Raw genomic sequence first — 20,225 nt, 5'->3', positions numbered from 1 at the left:
AGAAGGAGATCATGATGATAGAACAAAATGCATCAGCTTCTATACCACCCGATATTGCTGATGATGCAGATATTGCGTTAGAGCAACCTGATATCTCTCGCCGCCGTTGGCTACTGCCACTATCAGAAACAGGTGTTGGACGCAGTACTAACACCACAACGGTACTTGAGGAAGAGCAAGTTGAAGAAATCGCAGAATTATCTGCTGAACAACATCTAGCGAATGCAATACGTCAATGTTCAAAAGAAGGTGAACTGCTAGCTATTTCAACGCTGTATGATGCGCCCTATTCTCTTACTCAAGAAGATATTGTGCAGTTAGAAACCGCGTTAAAAAGCGACGAGTTTATTGATATCGCCCATTTAAGTCTCAATGGTGAGGATTATTTTTACTCTGATGAATTTATGTCAGATAACTTCGCACAATTGCAATTATTAAATCGTCACGCTGATATTTGTACCGCAATTGCTGGTGTTGTTCGATTTGAGTGCGAAACCTATCCTCGTCCATTGAAACAAAGCATGTTGATGTCTGAACCCTTTCATTATACGGCTTCAGAGATCGAAGATGCACTGACACTGATGAAAGACCACCCTGACTTTCAAGATATTCAACAAGTTTTAGCGTCTAACGATGCCCCTTATCTCTTTAGCAATAGGTTAATGAGTTATGGCAAAGCACGAGGCTTAACTGAATGGATAGAGGTAGAACAACATGAAAATCCTTAACGTTCTATCTTATCCACGAAATGTCATGTGGGTATTACAACATCATCAGACTGAGGAGCAAAAATAATGCGTGTTTCTCGCCGTAAATTTGTAGCAGGCATGGGATCGGTCATTTTTTTCAGTGCGCCACTAGGAAGCGCACTTGCGGCAACCGCTGAAAAGAAACCAATCCGTTATGCCATGATCCATGATGAGACGCTTTGTAATGGTTGTAATATTTGTGCCACTGCATGCCGTCGATTAAATAAAGTTCCAACAGGAATGGCAAGAATGGATATTGCTCATATTCCATTAAGCCTAAAAGAAGACAACGATAAGTACCATTTCTTTAGACACTCTTGCCAGCAATGTGAAGACGCTCCTTGTATTCCTGTATGCCCTACAGGTGCATCTTGGCGTGATGAAACCAATGGTATTGTGCGTGTAGATAAAGAGAAATGTATTGGCTGTAGCTACTGTATATCAGCATGTCCATACCAAGTACGTTATCTTAACCCAGTGACACATGTTGCTGATAAATGTGATTTTTGTCTTGAGTCTCGATTACAAAAAGGTTTCCCACCAATTTGTGTGAGTGCTTGTCCACAAAATGCCTTGTTATTTGGTAGAGAAGACAGCCCTCAAATTCAAGAATGGCTTAAAACACACGATTATTATATTTATCAACTTGATGGTGTAGGAAAACCCCATCTCTATCGCCGTGTAGGGCCTCACGTTCAAGAGGAGGGTAAAGTATGAGTATCGTCAATACCATGCCAGACAGTGCCCAGTTCCAAGCTGCACTAAAAGAGTATGTTTTAATTTATACACCAGATTATTTACCGCTTTGGCTTATTGTTGCGGGTGTATTATTCGTTGGCATGCTACTCGTGCTCGCACTTCATGGTTTTTTACGCTATCGCTTTGCTACACCACATGGTCAATCACATAAAGAAGAGAAGCTCTACCTTTACTCTAAAGCCGTACGTTTATGGCATTGGAGTAACGCCTCTTTATTTATTTTATTGCTTCTTAGCGGTGGCATTAACCATTTCGCCCTACTTTCTGCTCACGATACAGCGTTATTAGTCAGTGTGCATGAAATCTGTGGTTATCTTCTCTTGGTGTGCTGGTTATCTTTTGTATTCATTAATCTTGTCGGCGGTAATGGTAAATTTTATCGCATTGATGGTAAAAACTGGTTTCAACGTGCTTTTATGCAAACCCGTTTTTATCTCTATGGAATTATTAAAGGAGAAGATCACCCTTTCCCAGCAACGCCAAATGTGAAATTTAACCCACTGCAACAAATGGCTTATTTAGGTGTGATGTATGCATTAGTTCCACTCCTTTTGATAACCGGTGTTTTACTTCAAAATCCAGCATTTATTCCTGCTGATGCCGTAATGTTTAAAGCTTGGTTATTAATCGCGCACCAAATATTAGCAGTATGTAGTGTCTTTTTTATTATTGGTCACCTTTATCTGTGTACAACAGGAAAAACACCATTCCAAACATTTCGCAGTATGGTTGACGGTTACCATAGACACTAATTAATACATGGATTAAGGAGCTTATATGTCAGTCCCTTCAAAGGAAAATATTAGATTAACAAAAGAAGACTTACGACAACTGCATGTTTCAACTTCGCTTTATCGTTGGTTTTTACGTTATTTTCCTGATGGAGGCACTTACGGTGCTATTCATAGTGAGTTAATAAAACAGCGCCGTACACAGTGGATAGAAAGCTTTATTCAATATATTTATTTACGTCATTTTAGTGAAGCCTCCTTTGCCAAACAGGAACAAGAAGTGATGGAAAACATCTTGTTCCTGCTCGGCAATGAACAACAGCAAGGCGTGACATTACAACGTCTGCCCTATCACAACACTTTGCCAGCTTCTGAAAATATTCAATTTTCTACCGAATGGCATCAATTGATCTTAAAAAGTCAGCAACTAAGCACTGATCTCGCTTTGTGTGGCAATAATAACATCGTGGCTTTTTCTGGTGATGAAAATAGCATTTCCAACACAGGTTATAGCAATCAATTGATGAATACTGGTTTTGCAGGGAAAGTGTGTAATACAGGAAATCAGTGTCGTATTGGTAGTTTAGGTGGACGCTCTCGTATTTGTAATAGTGGCAATGATGTCAAAATTTATGCCTCAGGTAATGGCGTTCATATCGCCAATAGCGGTATGCGTAATTTTATTACGGCCTCTCAAGATCGAGCAAAAGTCACCAATACAGGTGATTTAGCGCAAATCAATGTTACAGGAAATAACTCTGTAGCCATTAATACAGGTGATAACTGTAAAGTCACGGTATCTGGCGACGATAGTATTTGTATCTCAACAGGTGATCTCCATCAGTTCTGCTTAGGAAAAGGCGGTAGTGCAGTTATTGCTTATCATGACGGCAATCGTACTCGCTTTAAAATCTTCTATGAAGGTGAAGATGGGATCGTCGCTGGTATTCATTACTATTTAGATGAAGACCAGCATCCTGTTGCACAGAAAACAGAACTCGACTTCTGTTAATTAATACCTCAAATATATATCATTAAAAAAGGGAAACTTTCGTTTCCCTGTTTATTTTTACAATCAATATACTTTATTACTTATTAATGGCTTCAGTATGGATCACTTTTTTACTCTGTGAGCCTGCCACTTTATCGTAAATACCACAGACAACAATCGTCACTAATACTGGGATCAACCACGCTAAACCTTGCTCACTCAACGGTAGTTTTGTCGCCCATTCTGGTAATAAGTGTTTCAAATAATCAGATGCTTTAATGGCATCAAAAATGCCGAAAAACAAACTAACCGCCATTGCTGGTGCGATAATACGGCTTGGATTATTCCACAGGCGTAATGTGAAACTCATTAAAATAATCACAATACAAGGTGGATAAATCATAATCAGCACAGGGATAGAAAACGCGATCAGTTTGCTCAAGCCTAAGTTTGAAACAACAGCTGAGAATATCGCTAAAATCAACACTAATACACGATAAGAGATAGGCAAATAACGGCTAAAGAACTCTGCACATGCACAGGTTAAACCAACCGCGGTCACCATACAGGCTAAAAAGATCAAGACAGCTAAAAAGAAGCTACCAAAGTTACCGAACGTATATTGAACATAAGCATGTAGAATATCTGCACCATCTTGAGCGCCCGGAATAATGCTGCCACTGCTAGAGCCTAATTTAAATAAACTCAAATAAATTGCAGTTAATAATATACCTGCAATAATTCCCGCCCACATAGTATAACGCGTCAACAGTGATGAATTATCAATACCTCGAGAGCGAGCCGCATTAACAATCACGATACCAAAAACCATAGCCCCCAATGTATCCATGGTGAGGTAACCGTTAATAAAGCCCTGAGTTAATGCCATATCTCGATAAGCTTCTGTAGCAGGAATAGCACCACCAGCAGGCCAAAATATCGCGGCAACACCTAATACCGCCAATGCCAAAATTTTAATCGGTGCCAATATATGACCAACACTATCTAGTAATTTCCCCGGATAAAGCGAAATACCAATAACAATTAAAAAATAGACAATACTATAAATCAGCAATGACATTTCAGTATCACCCACTAAAGGAGCAATACCCACTTTAAAAGAGACGGTTGCAGTACGTGGTGTTGCGAAAAGAGGACCAACAGCGAGATAAGCAACAATTGCTAATAACAGCCCCATTGATTTACCAATAGGTGTACTTAATGCTTCAATGCCTCCACCAACTTTAGCTAATGCAACGATGGTTAATACAGGTAAACCAACACCAGTAATAAGAAAGCCGATTGCAGCTGTCCAAACAAATTCACCGGATTGTAAACCCACCATAGGAGGAAAAATAATGTTGCCAGCACCGACAAAAAGGGCAAAGGTCATAAACCCTAATGCCAGAATATCTCTGGAAGTTAATCTATGTGCCATAAGTTTTGTTAATATGTAGTTACAATAATGGTTAAATAACGCCAAGATGGCGCAACATAAAATCAACAATATCTATTTGAGCTCATATCATTATTATTCAGGATAATATCCACATATAATCATTTCATGCAGAGCAATTAGGTATCAAATAGAAAAAATTGCCGATAACTGGGCACAAGTAAAACTTTTATAATGAAAAAAGGCAATAGCCAATCCAAAAACCAGAATAATCATCTAAACTATTTTTCAGAGGTAGTTATAACTATCATATATCACCGAATATACATGATATGATTTGTGCATTTTATCACCAATAATATTGGTCATTAGCCATATTTAAAGTTCTTATTAATTAATAATATTAAAATTTAACGCTACGATATTAGTTTTTATTGACATCGAAAAGAGTGATAAAAAGACAAAAAGCCTTTATCACTAATTAAACATTAGATGATAAAGGCTTTAAATAGAAAAACTGATTAGTGTACTTTTTTAGCAGATAGTAAGGTTTGAGGCAGAATAAAAGAAAACGTACTTCCACTCCCAACTTTACTTTCAATATTCAATTGTGAATGATGATGAAGCAGTGATTTTTTCACAATTGCCAACCCTAATCCTGTACCACCAGAATGACGAGAGCGTGCCTTATCAACACGGTAAAAACGTTCTGTTAAACGTGTTAAGTGTTCAGCACTGATCCCTGAACCATTGTCGGAAACACTAAATAACATACCTTGAGGAATTTTCTTCCAGCTAACTTTTATTGTTGTGCCTTCTTCTGTGTGATTAATCGCGTTATAGACTAAGTTAGAAACGGCACTACGCAACTGCTCTTCATTACCACGTACAGCCCACTGTTCATCAATATCAAAGGTAATATGATGTTGGCCTTGGCTTAGTGAGTTTGCCTCTTGTTGCAATAAGGTTAAAATGGCGGGTATATCGACAATCTTATTTAAATCAATATGAGGAGCTGATTCAATACGGGAAAGTTGTAATAGCTGCTTTACTAACGTATCCATCCGTTTAGCTTGTTCCTGCATTGTCATTATCGCTTTATGTTCTGCCGGTTTTTCTGCACTATTTTCTTCCATCATTTCAAGATAGCCTTGAATAACGGTTAAAGGCGTTCTTAATTCGTGGCTCACGTTGGCAAAAAAATCACGTCGTGCATTTTCTAGTTTATTTTTTTCTGTCACATCTCGCGCTACCATTAGGCGCTGATCTTCGCTATATGGCATCACACGAAATTCCACAATAGAGCCATTATTAAGAGAAATCGTTAAAGGGTGACTAAAATCGCCTGCGGTAAAATAGTGCAAGAAATCTGGGTAACGTAATAAATTAAAAATATTTTGCCCGTTGTCTTCTGGCCAGCGAAAACCTAATAAATGTTGAGCTAAGCTGTTACACCAAAAAATATTACCTTCATTGGTCATCATTACAACCGCATCAGGTAGGCTTTCAGCCCCGCTTCTAAAACGCTTAATTAAATCACCTAATTCTCGACGTCGCTTACGATTACGTTGCTGTGTTTGTCGAATACCATAAAAAATAGGCTCCCATCCTCCTCTGCCTTCGGGGGGTAAGACTGAGCGATCGAGCCATAACCATTTAGACAATTTCATCAAATTATAAGCATGCCAAACCAAAGCACTAAGAAGTGATACCACCAGTAGCCAAGGAAGATGGCCAATAAAAAGCGATAATACAAAGGCAGGTAAGCAAAATAGACATAGCCCCCAGACGAGGGCTTTCCATGATAGTCGTTCTAACACCTGACGATTACTCCCATATTGACTTAGAAACGGGCAGAGAAGCGATATCCCGTTCCACGTACTGTTTGTATCATTCGGTCATGACCATCTTCTTCAATGGCTTTACGTAAACGACGAATATGCACATCCACAGTACGGTCTTCGACATAAACATTCGTTCCCCAAACATAGTTTAGCAGTTGTTCTCTGCTATATACGCGTTCAGGATGAGTCATAAAAAAGTGCAGGAGTTTAAATTCGGTAGGCCCCATATCAATCGGTTTATCTTGACTCGTTACTCGATGAGAAACAGGATCAAGCGATAATCCATTGAATTCAATGATATCTTCCGCTGACATCGGTGATAAACGTCGTAAAATTGCCTTCACACGGGCGACAAGCTCTTTAGGTGAAAAGGGCTTGATAACATAATCATCAGCTCCCGTTTCTAAGCCTTGGACTTTATCTTCTTCTTCCCCTTTTGCCGTTAACATAATAATAGGGATGTCACGAGTATTACTCTCTCGCTTCATCTGTTTTATTACCTGTAAACCGGAGCCTCCGGGGATCATCCAATCTAATAAAACCAGATCAGGGTAAGGATCGATAAGAAAACTCAATGCAGAATCATAATCTTCTGCTTCAATTGGTTGAAAACCATTTTGTTCTAAAACAAAACAGATCATCTCTCGAATTGCGGTTTCATCTTCAACAACAAGAATACGCCTTGCCATACTCTATCCTGTGTAATGTATATAGAGGGTCAAAATGATTATGATGCAGTTTTATGACAGATTTATGACTAACCTTAACATTACTGAAATACCATGGTGTTGTTAAGGTAAATAAATCATTTTTTGGTGAAAAATCGCTCAAAAAAAGGCTTACTGTTGAGTTTTCACTAAAAAAGCAAGGTGCGCTATACTCTGAGCAAATAAAAAAGAGGGATAGCAATGCGGATTATTCACACATCAGACTGGCATTTAGGGCAATATTTTTTTACTAAAACCCGCGCACAAGAACATCAACAATTTCTTGATTGGTTATTAGTACAAATTAAGGTTCATCAAGTTGATGCCCTAATTGTTGCTGGTGATATATTTGATACTGGCTCACCCCCAAGCTATGCCAGAGAGCTGTATAATCGCTTTGTTGTTGCAATGAGAGACACACAATGCCAATTAGTTATTTTAGGTGGCAATCACGATTCCGTCGCAACACTCAATGAATCTAAATCACTATTGGCATGTTTAAATACCACTGTTATTGCCAGTGTTCATACCGAAACGCCGCAAGCACCGTTAATTCTTCGTCAAAAAGATAACGCGCCAGGAGCATTACTGTGTGCGATCCCCTATCTACGCCCTAGAGATATGATAACTAGCCGAAGTGGGCAATCCGGTGCTAAAAAACAAAACGCGCTAAAAGAAGCGATTGCTGATTATTATCAAGTTCAATATCAAGCAGCTCTCGATTTACGTGAACAATTGAACGCCAAGATCCCTATTATTGCGACAGGCCATCTGACAACGATTGGTGCAAGTGTGAGCGATTCTGTACGTGAAATATATATCGGTACTTTAGAAGCCTTCTCTGCAACCCTATTTCCTGAATTTGATTATATTGCTCTTGGCCATATTCATCGCCCTCAAGTGGTGAATAAATCAGGACATATTCGTTACAGTGGTTCACCAATTCCTTTAAGTTTTGATGAGAGTGGACAACAAAAAAGTGTCTGCCTTATCGATTTTGAGCAAGATAAATTAGCTGAGCTTACGCTACTCCCTATCCCCGAATTCCAGCTATTGCGTACAATTGCAGGATCATTAAAAGAAATAGCCACACAGCTTGAAAATTTTAAAAACCAATATGCTGAAACAGAGACGACTATCTGGTTGGATATTGAAGTTTCTACACAAGATTATCTCAGTGATATACAAACTCGTATTCAAGAGTTAACTAACAACCCACTTTTTGATGTGGTTTTATTAAGAAGATCTAGAAAACAACGCCAAGTGCTCACTCAAAATGAAAAAGAAACACTGACAGAATTAACGGTCTATGATGTTTTTGAAAGACGTTTAGAACAACATGAGTTTGATTCAGAAGAAACTAAAACGCGATTAACCACATTATTTAAACAAGCAGTTGAAATGGCAGAACAAGAGGATAACGAAGTAAAATGAAAATCTTAAGTCTGCGCTTTAAAAATATTAACTCCTTAAAAGGTGAATGGAAAATCAACTTTAACCAAGAGCCTTTTGTTAGCAACGGATTGTTTGCGATTACAGGCCCTACCGGTGCGGGAAAAACCACCCTTTTAGATGCCATTAGTTTAGCGCTTTATCATAGAACCCCTCGATTAGATAAAGTAACACAATCTCAAAATGAATTAATGACGCGCCATACCGCAGAATGTTTAGCTGAAGTTGAATTTGAAGTCAAAGGTGTCGCTTATCGTGCTTTTTGGGAACAACGCCGTGCTAATTATAAAGAAGATGGCAATCTTCAGGCACCACAAGCTGAACTCGTCAAAATAAATATCACTGGGGGGGAAGACAAAATATTAGCGAGCAAGATAAGCCAAGTAAAAGAGATGATCATTAATATTACAGGGCTGGATTTTGACCGATTTACTAAATCAATGTTGCTTTCACAAGGACAATTTGCAGCATTTCTTAATGCAGATGACAAATCTCGCGCGGAGTTACTCGAAGAACTCACTGGTACAGATATTTATCGTCATATTTCCCAATCAATCTTTAAACATTGGCGAGAAGAAGAACAAACGTTAAAAACACTCAAGCAACAGGCTGAAATGATGGCATTATTAGATGAAAATGCCCGCCAAGCTTTATTAACGGAACAAACAGATCTTTTTGCTAAAGAGAGCCTCTTACAAAAAGAACAACAGGAATATCAAGTAGCAAAACAGTGGCAAGAAAAAGAGATTGAACTCAATAAAAACAAAACTTTTGCGCAAACTGAGGTTAATTTAGCACAAGAAGCATTAGTGGCAGCAAAACCTGATATTCAACGTCTTGAAAATAGTGAACCTGCAGAAAAAATTCGCCCGATTTATGATGAAAAAAATCGCCTATTAAAAGAACAAGCCTATATTGAGTCGCAACTCTTAGCATTAAAGGCCGAAAAACAGCTTATTGAGCAACAAAGCCAACCAATTAATCAGCATTTAACCGAAGCACGTAACACATTTAAACAACACGATGAGAAGAAACAGCAAATATTACAACTTATTCGTGAAAAAGTGGCGCCATTAGATAATCAATTAGCCTTGCTACAACAAGATATTTCAGCAAAAACACAACAAAAAAATGCATTCGAAAAAACACAATCAGAATATCTGGAAAAAATTCAATCAACAGCACACCAACTAACAACATCACAAAAACAAGCCAGTGAATTAAATGATTATTTAAACCAACATACGGCTTATGCTCAACTTGCTGAAAATCTACCTTTATGGCAACGCTATTTTGAGCAATATGATGAAATCACAGAAAAATATTTTGTGAGCAAAAAGAGTGAAAAAACAGAGCAAGAAAAAGAACACACTCTCAAACTCGGCTTAGAAAAAGCAACTAAAGCGCTAGAGCAACAACAGCACAGTCTTAATTTACAGCAACAGCAATTAAAGGAGTTGGAAACACAACTTGAGCAACAAAATAAAGCTGATGCCATTACAGCTATCCCTTCTCGTTTACAGCAAATATCACAACAAAGAAATGCCCTTGCTAAACTGATGGGATTACAAGCTCAATTACAACGAGCGATAAAAGCAGAACATCAGTACCAAAGAACTCTGTCAGATAATCAGCAAAAAATAGTTATGTTGACTGAGAGTATTCACAAAAATGACATTGTTTTAAAAGAGAAAGAACAGCATCTTAAAGATTTAAATGATAATTATCTTTTAATACGAAAGTTAGCAGAATATGAAGAAGAGAGACAACGTTTAGTTAAAGACACCCCATGTCCTGTTTGTGGTTCAACGGAACATCCTTATGTTGAAAAATATAAGGAAATTAAACCAGACGAAACAAAAACACGATTAGATCTTTTAACGCAACAAGTTCATACATTAACAATAGAGTTAGTGGAACAAAAAACACAATGCGCTAACTATCAAGCCCAAAACAAAAAACTCAATGAAGATAGTGAACAACTCACCCAAGATATAACGACATTAAAACAACAATGGCAAACCTTAGCCCAAACACACGCATTGCCTGATGTTGACTGCAAAGAAGATACTTTAACTCAATTAGATGCCAAGCTTGAAAAAGAAGATAATTTGCTGACGCAAAAACGAGTAAATTACCAAGCATTAGAAGCAAAACTTCAGCAAGAATACAAACTGTTATCTGATACCAAAGAGCTGTTTAATCAACAACAGCAAGCGATTCTTCATCAACAAAATCAATTTACTCAACAACAAAAAGAAGTCATCAATAAACAGCAACAAACAGCACAATATTTGCAACAACAGACACAATTAGCACAAGAGATACAATCTCGAGTTGAACAACAAGGTTATCAGTTATGCCAATTTGAAGAAAAAAACCAATGGCTTAATGCGCGTAAAACAGAGAGTCAACAATATCAATCGACATTAAAAGCACATCAGGAATTACTGCAAATAATTCGTGAATTGTCATTAACGCAAGAAGAGAGAAAACGCTATTTAGCTAAAACTCAAAAAGAACTTGAGCGTGTTTTAATCCACTTTAAACAACTACATCAACAACAAGAACAGTTGAAAGCACAACGCCAAGCGTTATTCGGGACACAAACCACAGAAGATGCGCGTAATGAGTTAGAACAAAAAAGTCAGTTATTACAAAAACAAATTGAGCAATATAGCGAAGAAAAAAACCAACTTGAAGTTCGTCTAAATCAACTTATTGGTCAATATCAGGAAAATGAAAAATCGTTACAACGGCTTCATACACTTTCACAAAGCATTATTGAGCAATATCACAATACGTTAAAAAACAGCCCCTTTGCTGACGAAAATGCATTTTTAGCATCCTTGTTATCAGTCGAAGAAAGAAACCGTTTACAAGAACAACAAAAACAACGGCTTGATAAACTACTACAAGAAAAAACACGTTTAGATACACAAGAAAAGACATATCAACAACATTTGTCACAACAGCCATTATTGGCAACACAGCAAAACATCGAACAAATTAATGCTCAATTATTGCTGTTAGAAACACAAATAACCCACTTACAAGAGACAAAATTTCGCATCCAAGAGCAACTACGCACTGATGAAGAAAAACGCAAAGAGCAACAAAGTCTATTGACCCATATTGCTAAACAGCAAGCTCAATTTGATGATTGGAGTTACTTAAACGAATTGGTGGGCTCTGCTTCAGGGGATAAATTTAGCCGTTTTGCTCAAGGATTAACTCTCGATCATTTGATTTATTTAGCTAACCACCGTTTAGAAAAACTACATGGACGTTATTTCTTACAACGTAAAACACCTGCAAGCCTTGAACTACAAATTGCAGACACATGGCAAGCAGATGCGTTGCGAGATACACGTACTCTCTCGGGAGGAGAAAGTTTCTTAGTCAGTTTATCGCTCGCTCTCGCACTTTCTGATTTGGTCAGTAATAAGACACAGATTGAGTCACTATTTCTAGATGAAGGTTTTGGCACACTCGATCCTGATACGCTAGATATCGCATTAGATGCACTCGATAGCCTTAATGCTTCTGGCAAAATTATTGGTGTGATTAGTCACGTAGAAGCCATGAAAGAACGCATTCCGGTACAGATCAAAGTGAAGAAAGCCGGTGGATTAGGTATTAGCCAGCTTGCTCCTGAGTTTAGATATGAAGATAAACAGAATCTAAATCAAGCAGTTAAAAACTAAGTCGAATATTTTGACGTAACTGATTAAATTTTTTATATATCAATAAATCACCAATAGCCCCTATAGTATGTCCATAGATTAGCCCAAGCTAAGACACGCTTTAAGCGCTTAAATTTATCAAGGAGACATCATGTCTAACGCATTTACTGATTTAATGAAAAAACGTAGAACAATTTATCATTTAGGTAATCAACTTCCAATTAGCGAAGACAGAGTCACGGCGATTATCAAAGAAGCGGTTAAAGAGAGTCCAACTGCATTTAACTCACAAACATCTCGTGTGGTTGTTCTGTTTGGTGAACAACATCAAAAACTGTGGGATATCGTTAAAAATACCCTGAAAAAATTAGTACCCGCAGAAGCATTCAGTGCAACTGAAGCAAAAATTAATAGCTTCGCCGCAGGTGCTGGTTCAATTTTGTATTTCGAAGATACTGATATCGTAAAAGGTCTGCAAGAGCAATTCCCACTGTATGCTGAGAACTTCCCTGTATGGTCAGAGCAAGCAAGTGGTATGGCACAACTTTCTGTTTGGACTGCATTAGCAGCAGAGAACGTAGGTGCTTCATTACAACACTACAACCCAATTATTGATGACGAAGTTCATGCAACTTGGGATCTGCCAAAAACATGGAAATTAAGAGCTCAAATGGTCTTTGGTTCAATTGAACAAGAGGCTGGTGAGAAGAATTATATGGAAGATGATTCACGCTTTAAAATCTTCAAATAAGTGTTAGAACAGACATCTGACAAAAGACCCTAAATAATACCCTCTTTTTTTACTTTCATTCCTTGCCCACAGCCACTGTGGGCTTTTTTTTATTATATGCCCACAAAGCAAGAATGGCAGCCTTATACCACCACTCTAAAAATTCCATAAAAAAAGAGCAAAGTGCGCAATGAATACAAAGGTAGGGATGGACCCTTTGTGTTCAACACTTTGCTCTCTTTATTTATTTACGCACCCCTTACCAAAGTAAAAGGTGCGATTTTCACAAGGCGTATGAAAATACGTTATTTACGTGTGATGTTATTCGCTTTTGGTTGAGCAATTGGAGACTGCTCAGCAAAGTATTTCACGACTGCATCAACATCTGGCACGCTGTAAACTGGATCTTTACCTTCTTTCAGTACAGAGAAGTTACTACCACCTGTTGCTAAGTATTCGTTAGCCACAACACGGTAAGATGCTTTCATATCCACTGGTTTGCCGTCAATTTTCATTGATTCAACGATAACACGGTTACCATTAGATGCTTTGCTATCCCATGTGTACTGGAAGTTACCTGAAATCGCTAACACTTGTGGACGTGAACGATCCCACTGTTGTTCTAACAGGCGCTTGATTTGCTCACCCGTTAATGTTTGAGTTAACAGTACGTTAGAGAATGGCTGTACAGTGTAGATTGCGTTATAAGAAACATCACCACCGGTCATATCAGCACGAATACCACCGCTGTTCATAAACGCGATTTGTGCGCCACCCATATCTTTTGGTTTAGCCGTATATAAATGTGCATCAGCAATCACTTGACCCAGTGCAGATTCACCCGCATCGTTAGTTTGCTTAGTTAAATTGCCTTCTAACTTACCGATAATGCGGTTAGCTAATGGGGTAGCAATTTTTTCGTAAGCTTCTAACAGTTTAGTGATTGCTGGATCTTTTTCGTATTTACGGTTATCAACCCAAATGTTACGAGCTTCGATATCAACAACATCTTTCGTTGTTTTATCTAATTTCAGGTCGATACGCGTTAACATTGCACCATTAGACTGTGCCGATGTCACTGATTTACCGTTGATAGTACAGTTGTAAGCTTGGTGAGTATGACCAGTAACAACGAAGTCGATAGCTGGATCTAATTGCTCAACAACACCCAGAACTTTACCTGTAATACCATTACATGCGTTGATATTAACTGGACCACCATCACGACGCTGTGCAGCACCTTCGTGGATCAGAACACCAATTGCTTGAACGCCTTTTGCTTTTAACTGAGGCACTAATGCGTTAATTGTTTTTGCTTCATTGTGGAAGCTTAAACCTTCGGTTCCTTTAGGTGTTACGATAGCCGCAGTACCTTCTAAAGTTAAACCGATGAATGCAACAGGAATACCGTTGAATTCTTTAATAACGTATTCTGGGAATAATGTTTTGCCAGTTTCGTTAACAATAACGTTAGCTGCTAAGTATTGGAAATCTGCGCCTTTAAACTCAGTTGGGCCTTGGCACCCCGTTACTGGGTGGCAACCACCGTTTTGTTTACGCAGTAATTCGCCCATGCCTTTATCAAATTCATGGTTACCCACAGAAGTTGCTTCTAAGCCTGCTAATGATAATGCTTCAATTGAAGGCTCATCATGGAACATTGAAGATAACAGTGGGCTTGCACCAACCATATCACCCGCCGCAACAACGATGTTGTTCGGGTTATCTTTCTTCATTTCTTTAATTAACGTAGCCATATGCTCAATGCCACCAGGTTTGTTTGGACCTGGCGCTTTTAGCGCACCGTGGAAGTCGTTCATTGCGATAACGCGCACATCAACAACATTAGCTTCGTCGTAGTTCTTTGCACAACCTGCTAATAAGACTGAGCTTACAGCAAGTGCAACGAGTTTATATTTATGGTTCATTTAAAATTTATCCCTAAGATCAAAATTCACGTTTCGGACAATCAATTACTTCGAAATCTTTGCTATAACAGATATAGAATTCATCTCGATTAATTTGAATTTCTTTATCCTTCAGTGATGGATTGTGTTCTTTTAAGAACTTAATCAATGCACTATTTGAAGGACGGCCTTCTGGTAATACTAACGCTTCATACAACTCTTTTTGTTTACCAAAGAATGCATCTGGTGTATCAAACGCACAAACACCATGTTTTTCCCATTCGCCTTGTAACAGATCGATACCCGGAGAATCACACAGATAAGGTTTGATAGCAGAGTATTCTAAAGGTGGTAAATCGCCTTTACATAAACGAGGATGCTTGCGTATGTCTTTCCAATCACGGCAGTCTTCCCATGATTTACCATCACAGGTTTCAGCCCACAGCCCATGAACAATCCAACCAAATTTATTATCTGAGAAGCATTGGATTTCAAATTTATCGTACTCACGTTTTGCACGATCTTTTTCATTATCGTTATTTAAACGTTTAATATTATTACTTTTATAATCACAAAAAGCCGGTGAGTAGTTAATCGCTAACTTAAAGTAATCTGTTGATGCTGTGCTGTTTTGACCATAGCGATCATTAGAAGCAATGTAGTCGTAAGGTGCTGTTGGAGCATCAGGTAAAATACAAGATACGCCTTCAACTAATTTAGCTTGAGGTTTTAATGGTTCTGTAATTTCAGGTGCTTGCGTTGCACATCCTGCTAACACTAACGCAAAAGCAGCAGGCAATAGCTTCATAAAGCGCATAAAATCCCCTTAAAGAGTCATAACACCACTCTTTTGGTTCAAAAAGGTAAGAAAAAACCTGCCCTGAACGGGCAGGTTTAATTGCTTATTTCTTCTCAGTTAAATCGATTTTGTAAATTGCAAAACCAATTTCATCATTTTCCACGAAGGTCATTGGATATTGAGCGAAATCTTTAATAAATGTAGCCGCTTTTTCACTTGGTGAAGTTTCAAAACGGACATCTAACGCTTTATCAGTCTTAATAGGTAAGAATGACCAGTTGTTAGCGGCTTTAGTCGCAACTTCACCTTTTTCTTTAGTTTGTTTAGCAATGTAAGAAGCTAAGATTGCACGGTTTTCATCTGGAGATGCAAACGCAATATTCGCTTCACCTGTACCAGCAAACTTACCGCCGTATCCACGGTAGTTATTTGTTGCGATCAGGAATGTTGCTTTAGGATCGATTGGTTTGCCTTCGTAAGTCACTTCTTTGATACGATTCGCATCTTTATTAACGACTTGGCAATCAACGTCATATTTAGCTGGTTGAGTTAAGTCAACTTTATAGTTCACACCACTAATGGTGTCGAAGTTATAAGTACGGAAACCATCCCAGTTGATCAGTTCTTGTGGTTTAGTTGAGTTAGGATCAACTTGGTTCCACATACCCGCTGAACATTCTAACCATTCAACAACATCCGCACCGGTCGCTTTAACAACCACTAATGTGTTTGGATACAGATATAAGTCTGCAGCGTTACGGAATGTTAAGTCACCTTTTTCAACTTCTACGAAGTCTGCTGGTGCATTTTTACGACCACCCGCTTTAAATGGCGCAGCTGCACCTAATACTGGTAAACCGTCTAAGTTCGGATCACCTTGAATAAAGTGTTTGGTGTAATCAACTTGTGCATCATTAACAATTTGTACAGTTGGATCACTTTGTACTAATGCTAAGAAGCTGTACATGTTGGCAGAAGCTTTACCAATGTGTTTACCCACGAAATCACGGGTACCTTGGTGTGCTTTTTCGATGATTTGAGCTAATTCAGCATCACGTTCAACTAATGCTTTTTTGTTTGCTTTATCAAAGATAGGACGCGCTTCACCTGTTGCTTCAGTCATCACCCATTTACCGCTGTCGTTATTGATAACCATATCAACAACACCTAAGTGATCACCCCATTGGCCAGGCATAACAGCAGGAACACCGTTTACAGTACCTTTCGCTGTATCTACGCCTTTAATACCTTCAAATTCTTTGCTTGGGAATACGCCGTGAGCGTGACCAAACATGATTGCATTGATGCCTTCAACTTCACTTAAATAATAAACAGAGTTTTCAGCCATTGCTTTGTACGGCTCTGACGCAAAACCAGAGTGAGGAATAGCCACAATCAGGTCAGCACCCTCTTTTTTCATTTGAGGGACGAATTTTTTCGCTGTTTCTGTAATATCGTTTACAACGACCTTACCATCCAGATTGGCTTTATCCCAGATTAAGATCTGTGGTGGTACGAAGCCGATATAACCAATCTTGATAGTGTGTTCTTTACCATCACGATCTTTTACTGGTGTATCAACAATGATATAAGGTGTGAAATAGTTTTTGCCTGTTTTCGCATCCATCACGTTGGCGTTGATGTAAGGGAATTTAGCACCAGCGATGGCTTTTTTCAGGTAATCTAAACCATAGTTAAATTCATGGTTACCAAAGTTACCGACTGTGTAGCCCATGGTGTTCATCAGCTGGTGAGCTGGATGAGATTCGCCTTTTTCTAAGCCTTTAGCTGCTTGGTAGTCAGCCAGTGGGCTACCTTGGATCAAGTCGCCGTTATCAACTAAAATCGCATTGGTTGCTTCAGCTTTTGCTGCTTTAATTAAATTAGCAGTACGGACATACCCAAACTGTTCTGTTGGTTTGTCTTTGAAGTAGTCAAAGTCGATTAAGTTACTGTGAACATCAGACGTCTCCATAATACGAAGATCGACTGTCGCAGCATTCACGTTGAATGCGACAAACATTGCTAATGTTGAAATTTTCAACACATTCTTAACCATTACACACCCCTTATATATTGGTTAACAGGAGAGCAAAATGGCTCTCCTTTCGTTACTTCTGTCAAACAGTCTCTTTGAAAGGACTAGAAGTACAGACGCATACCTGTTTCGAAGATATATTGTTTTTTATCTTCATACTTCACGTTATCGCTACGAGCATCATCGTATGCCATTTCAGCGAATAAACGTAAGTTGTTATATTTAGATACTGCAAAACGTTTATCTACACCCACAGTATAGGTTTCTTTTTTGTAGTTGAACGTGTTTGCATCACCATCACGCAGGTAGTAACCCGCATACATACCACTTTCGATACGATCCCAGTGCCATTTCACACCAACACCGTATAAGTCAGCTTTCCAGTCGCCTTTAACAGAACTCCAACTAGTCGGAGCTTGATTTGCTTCTAAAGCAAAACCGTTATTTTTACCACGAGATTGACCATAGTCTAAACCGATAGAAAATTCACGGCCAGGGAAGAAGTATTCCGCACCAAAAGCTAAAATACTATTCTCTGGGTTTTTACCTTTATTTGGACTATTTTTAGAGGTAGTTGCTTCACCAGTAGCTGAAGAGTAGCCAGCATCAAATTCTAAGCCAAAGGTTGATTTATAAAAACCAACGATAGAATATGCACGAGTAATATCACCCGCTACACGGCGACCATCTTCACCTGTTTTACCTGTCACTGTACCCGCTAATTTAAAGCCTTCATAACGGTTAGTTTCTAAGAAAATAGTTTGTGGTAAACGGGTCATAAAGTTGTTTTTACCAACACCTTTTCCATCAGCATAGCCATTGTGATAACCTACTGAACGACCTAATACATCGCTGAAGTAGAATACACCGGTGTTACCATAGCCGTAGCTTGATTTTTTCACCCAGTCGATCGGAATATAAGTACGACCAAACTGAATTTGACCATAATCACGATGAGAGAAACCGACATAACCTACACGGTTGTACATTTCAAAGTTTGATTTAGGGTTGTCACTGTTAGTTTTTTGAGTGTCTGAACCCCACTCTAATTTACCAAATACTTTGATATCGTTAGTCAGTTCGTGTGAACCAAAGAAACCGATACGGCTACCGTCATCATTCATTTTCATTTCATGATTTTGGCTAGTCACTTGTGTTTTTAAACGGAACTGACCGTTTACATCAAAACGTGTACCTTTATCGTTATACACGTTTACTGCGTTTGCAGATCCAGAAAGAACCAACAAACCAACCAGTGCTGCTAGAGGCTTCAAGCTTTTCATGATTAAAATACCCATCTATTTTCTATAGTTTTATGATTTCCTTTAAGGTCAAAAATAATACCGCCGTATATAGTTGACCTGAGATTCGGACAAAAGATCTCTGCCACGAATTTCGAAAAAGAAAATCGCTCTCACAATTGATAATTTTTATAGCTACTAATTATGACTCTACAAAATTTTCTTAAAGGTTTTAATTTCCTTGACACAGACGTAATCACCAATAAGACACAAAAATAATATCCTCATTATATTTAAATAAGGGCATTGCTTTTATTTCTGTTAGGAAAAGAAATAGGTCGTTGAGTTTTCGTTGGCATGTTACTCAAAAAAAAGCCCTTCTTTCGTGATGTAGCCCACAATTACACCAACATGCAATTTCACGGTTACATACCTAAGTGATAGGTATCACAATTAAAGGTAAAGATACGTGTTTTTTGAACTAAATCAACTTTTTAAAAATAACATTTTTTGATTTTTCTTTTAGATTTCATTTTGTTACAAGACTATTTTTTTTGCTAATAAAAAATTTATCCCCCTATTTAATATATTTAAAAGGAAGTATTAATTTTAACCACTAAATAAATAACACTAAAGATTTAAATATTGTTATCCCTAATTAATAATTTTTTATCTTTATATTTATTTCTTATTTAAATAAAAGCAAAATCACATTTAAATACAATTTAACTGGTGGTAACGAGTAACACTCACTCAAAAAAAGAATAATTAACTACAAATATTAAAAAGAGAAGCACAAGAATACCATTCAATCACAATATCTAATCAATACGTACAAGTAACAAAGAAACACAATAAAACATTACAAATTCTAAACTATAACCATAGTTAATATAAAAAGCCCAATTGTGCTATTTTGACAATATTTAAAAAACAAATATTCAATTTTGTGACATAGATCACCTAGATGTTTGTGAAAAATCACTCTTTATATTTTCCTATTTTTGTGACAATTATCACATGAGTCCGTCAAGAAGATTTTTGTTTTGTAAATTAATGCAGGGATAAATCTGAAAATGATTTCATATTGTAAACAAAAAATGGCTAAAAAATGAAATTATGTGATTATTGTCACATAAGAGCTTGTACTAAAAATCTCGTTATTTCAGTATTAATATTCTTCGTTAATTCAATA

Annotated in this window: 14 protein-coding genes; 7 read left to right on the top strand and 7 right to left on the bottom strand. The window is 37.8% G+C overall.

Annotated elements, in window-relative coordinates; translation table 11 throughout:
• Positions 1-14: 14 nt before the first annotated feature.
• The 4 genes from GWI68_RS04135 to ydhT all read left to right on the top strand — a co-directional run bounded on the left by GWI68_RS04135 (position 15) and on the right by ydhT (position 3,251).
• Entirely contained in the window at positions 15-728 is a 714-nt protein-coding gene (locus GWI68_RS04135; protein WP_227336436.1) for a YdhW family putative oxidoreductase system protein, read from the top strand.
• A gap of 66 nt (positions 729-794) precedes the next feature.
• Positions 795-1,466: a 4Fe-4S dicluster domain-containing protein gene (locus GWI68_RS04130; protein WP_109408017.1), complete on the top strand. Its 672-nt coding sequence runs from the start codon at positions 795-797 to the stop codon at positions 1,464-1,466.
• On the top strand, positions 1,463-2,260 hold the full coding sequence (gene phsC / locus GWI68_RS04125) for a thiosulfate reductase cytochrome B subunit (protein WP_166539470.1): 798 nt from the start codon (positions 1,463-1,465) through the stop codon (positions 2,258-2,260). The genes GWI68_RS04130 and phsC overlap by 4 nt, the downstream gene beginning before the upstream one ends.
• Positions 2,261-2,285: 25 nt before the next feature.
• Entirely contained in the window at positions 2,286-3,251 is a 966-nt protein-coding gene (gene ydhT / locus GWI68_RS04120) for a protein YdhT (protein WP_166539469.1), read from the top strand.
• A gap of 76 nt (positions 3,252-3,327) precedes the next feature.
• On the opposite strand, the gene brnQ is transcribed toward ydhT, so the two are convergent.
• The 3 genes from brnQ to phoB form a co-directional block, all read right to left on the bottom strand.
• Positions 3,328-4,668, bottom strand: coding sequence for a branched-chain amino acid transport system II carrier protein (brnQ, locus tag GWI68_RS04115; protein WP_109408020.1), 1,341 nt, complete (start codon positions 4,666-4,668; stop codon positions 3,328-3,330).
• Positions 4,669-5,147: 479 nt separating this feature from the next.
• A complete protein-coding gene (phoR, locus tag GWI68_RS04110) occupies positions 5,148-6,446 on the bottom strand; it encodes a phosphate regulon sensor histidine kinase PhoR (protein ID WP_109408021.1) in 1,299 nt (432 codons plus the stop codon).
• A gap of 23 nt (positions 6,447-6,469) precedes the next feature.
• A complete protein-coding gene (gene phoB, locus GWI68_RS04105) occupies positions 6,470-7,159 on the bottom strand; it encodes a phosphate regulon transcriptional regulator PhoB (RefSeq protein ID WP_072069424.1) in 690 nt (229 codons plus the stop codon).
• 219 nt (positions 7,160-7,378) lie between these two features.
• Between phoB and sbcD the strand changes: the two genes are divergently transcribed.
• The 3 genes from sbcD (at position 7,379) to GWI68_RS04090 (ending at position 13,066) form a co-directional block, all read left to right on the top strand.
• Positions 7,379-8,611, top strand: a complete 1,233-nt coding sequence (sbcD, locus tag GWI68_RS04100) for an exonuclease subunit SbcD (RefSeq protein ID WP_166539468.1) — start codon at positions 7,379-7,381, stop codon at positions 8,609-8,611.
• Complete coding sequence (locus GWI68_RS04095) at positions 8,608-12,336, top strand: AAA family ATPase (RefSeq protein ID WP_166539467.1); 3,729 nt, start codon at positions 8,608-8,610, stop codon at positions 12,334-12,336. The genes sbcD and GWI68_RS04095 overlap by 4 nt, the downstream gene beginning before the upstream one ends.
• 130 nt (positions 12,337-12,466) lie before the next feature.
• Positions 12,467-13,066, top strand: a complete 600-nt coding sequence (locus GWI68_RS04090) for a nitroreductase family protein (RefSeq protein ID WP_109408025.1) — start codon at positions 12,467-12,469, stop codon at positions 13,064-13,066.
• Positions 13,067-13,350: 284 nt separating this feature from the next.
• On the opposite strand, the gene GWI68_RS04085 is transcribed toward GWI68_RS04090, so the two are convergent.
• The 4 genes from GWI68_RS04085 to GWI68_RS04070 form a co-directional block, all read right to left on the bottom strand.
• Positions 13,351-14,973: a bifunctional metallophosphatase/5'-nucleotidase gene (locus GWI68_RS04085; RefSeq protein WP_166539466.1), complete on the bottom strand. Its 1,623-nt coding sequence runs from the start codon at positions 14,971-14,973 to the stop codon at positions 13,351-13,353.
• Between the two features lie 19 nt (positions 14,974-14,992).
• On the bottom strand, positions 14,993-15,769 hold the full coding sequence (locus GWI68_RS04080; RefSeq protein WP_109408027.1) for a ribonuclease: 777 nt from the start codon (positions 15,767-15,769) through the stop codon (positions 14,993-14,995).
• 85 nt (positions 15,770-15,854) lie between these two features.
• Positions 15,855-17,810: a bifunctional 2',3'-cyclic-nucleotide 2'-phosphodiesterase/3'-nucleotidase gene (locus tag GWI68_RS04075; protein WP_166539465.1), complete on the bottom strand. Its 1,956-nt coding sequence runs from the start codon at positions 17,808-17,810 to the stop codon at positions 15,855-15,857.
• A gap of 83 nt (positions 17,811-17,893) precedes the next feature.
• Positions 17,894-19,072, bottom strand: coding sequence for a porin (locus tag GWI68_RS04070; RefSeq protein WP_227336432.1), 1,179 nt, complete (start codon positions 19,070-19,072; stop codon positions 17,894-17,896).
• Between the last annotated feature and the right edge of the window lie 1,153 nt (positions 19,073-20,225).

Origin of the sequence: Proteus sp. G2669 (genome assembly GCF_009915245.1) — a bacterium.
In the GTDB taxonomy this organism is placed as follows: Bacteria; Pseudomonadota; Gammaproteobacteria; order Enterobacterales; family Enterobacteriaceae; genus Proteus.
Note: the sequence above shows the minus strand (reverse complement) of the source record. Positions and strands in the feature narration are given on the sequence as shown.

Bases quoted from the DNA above. Each gene is read 5' to 3' on its own strand.
- ydhT (WP_166539469.1), top strand. From the start codon at position 2,286: ATGTCAGTCCCTTCAAAGGAAAATATTAGATTAACAAAAGAAGACTTA.
- GWI68_RS04080 (WP_109408027.1), bottom strand. From the start codon at position 15,769: ATGCGCTTTATGAAGCTATTGCCTGCTGCTTTTGCGTTAGTGTTAGCA.
- GWI68_RS04130 (WP_109408017.1), top strand. From the start codon at position 795: ATGCGTGTTTCTCGCCGTAAATTTGTAGCAGGCATGGGATCGGTCATT.
- GWI68_RS04090 (WP_109408025.1), top strand. From the start codon at position 12,467: ATGTCTAACGCATTTACTGATTTAATGAAAAAACGTAGAACAATTTAT.
- brnQ (WP_109408020.1), bottom strand. From the start codon at position 4,668: ATGGCACATAGATTAACTTCCAGAGATATTCTGGCATTAGGGTTTATG.
- GWI68_RS04075 (WP_166539465.1), bottom strand. From the start codon at position 17,810: ATGGTTAAGAATGTGTTGAAAATTTCAACATTAGCAATGTTTGTCGCA.
- phsC (WP_166539470.1), top strand. From the start codon at position 1,463: ATGAGTATCGTCAATACCATGCCAGACAGTGCCCAGTTCCAAGCTGCA.
- phoB (WP_072069424.1), bottom strand. From the start codon at position 7,159: ATGGCAAGGCGTATTCTTGTTGTTGAAGATGAAACCGCAATTCGAGAG.
- GWI68_RS04095 (WP_166539467.1), top strand. From the start codon at position 8,608: ATGAAAATCTTAAGTCTGCGCTTTAAAAATATTAACTCCTTAAAAGGT.
- GWI68_RS04085 (WP_166539466.1), bottom strand. From the start codon at position 14,973: ATGAACCATAAATATAAACTCGTTGCACTTGCTGTAAGCTCAGTCTTA.
- GWI68_RS04070 (WP_227336432.1), bottom strand. From the start codon at position 19,072: ATGAAAAGCTTGAAGCCTCTAGCAGCACTGGTTGGTTTGTTGGTTCTT.
- GWI68_RS04135 (WP_227336436.1), top strand. From the start codon at position 15: ATGATAGAACAAAATGCATCAGCTTCTATACCACCCGATATTGCTGAT.
- sbcD (WP_166539468.1), top strand. From the start codon at position 7,379: ATGCGGATTATTCACACATCAGACTGGCATTTAGGGCAATATTTTTTT.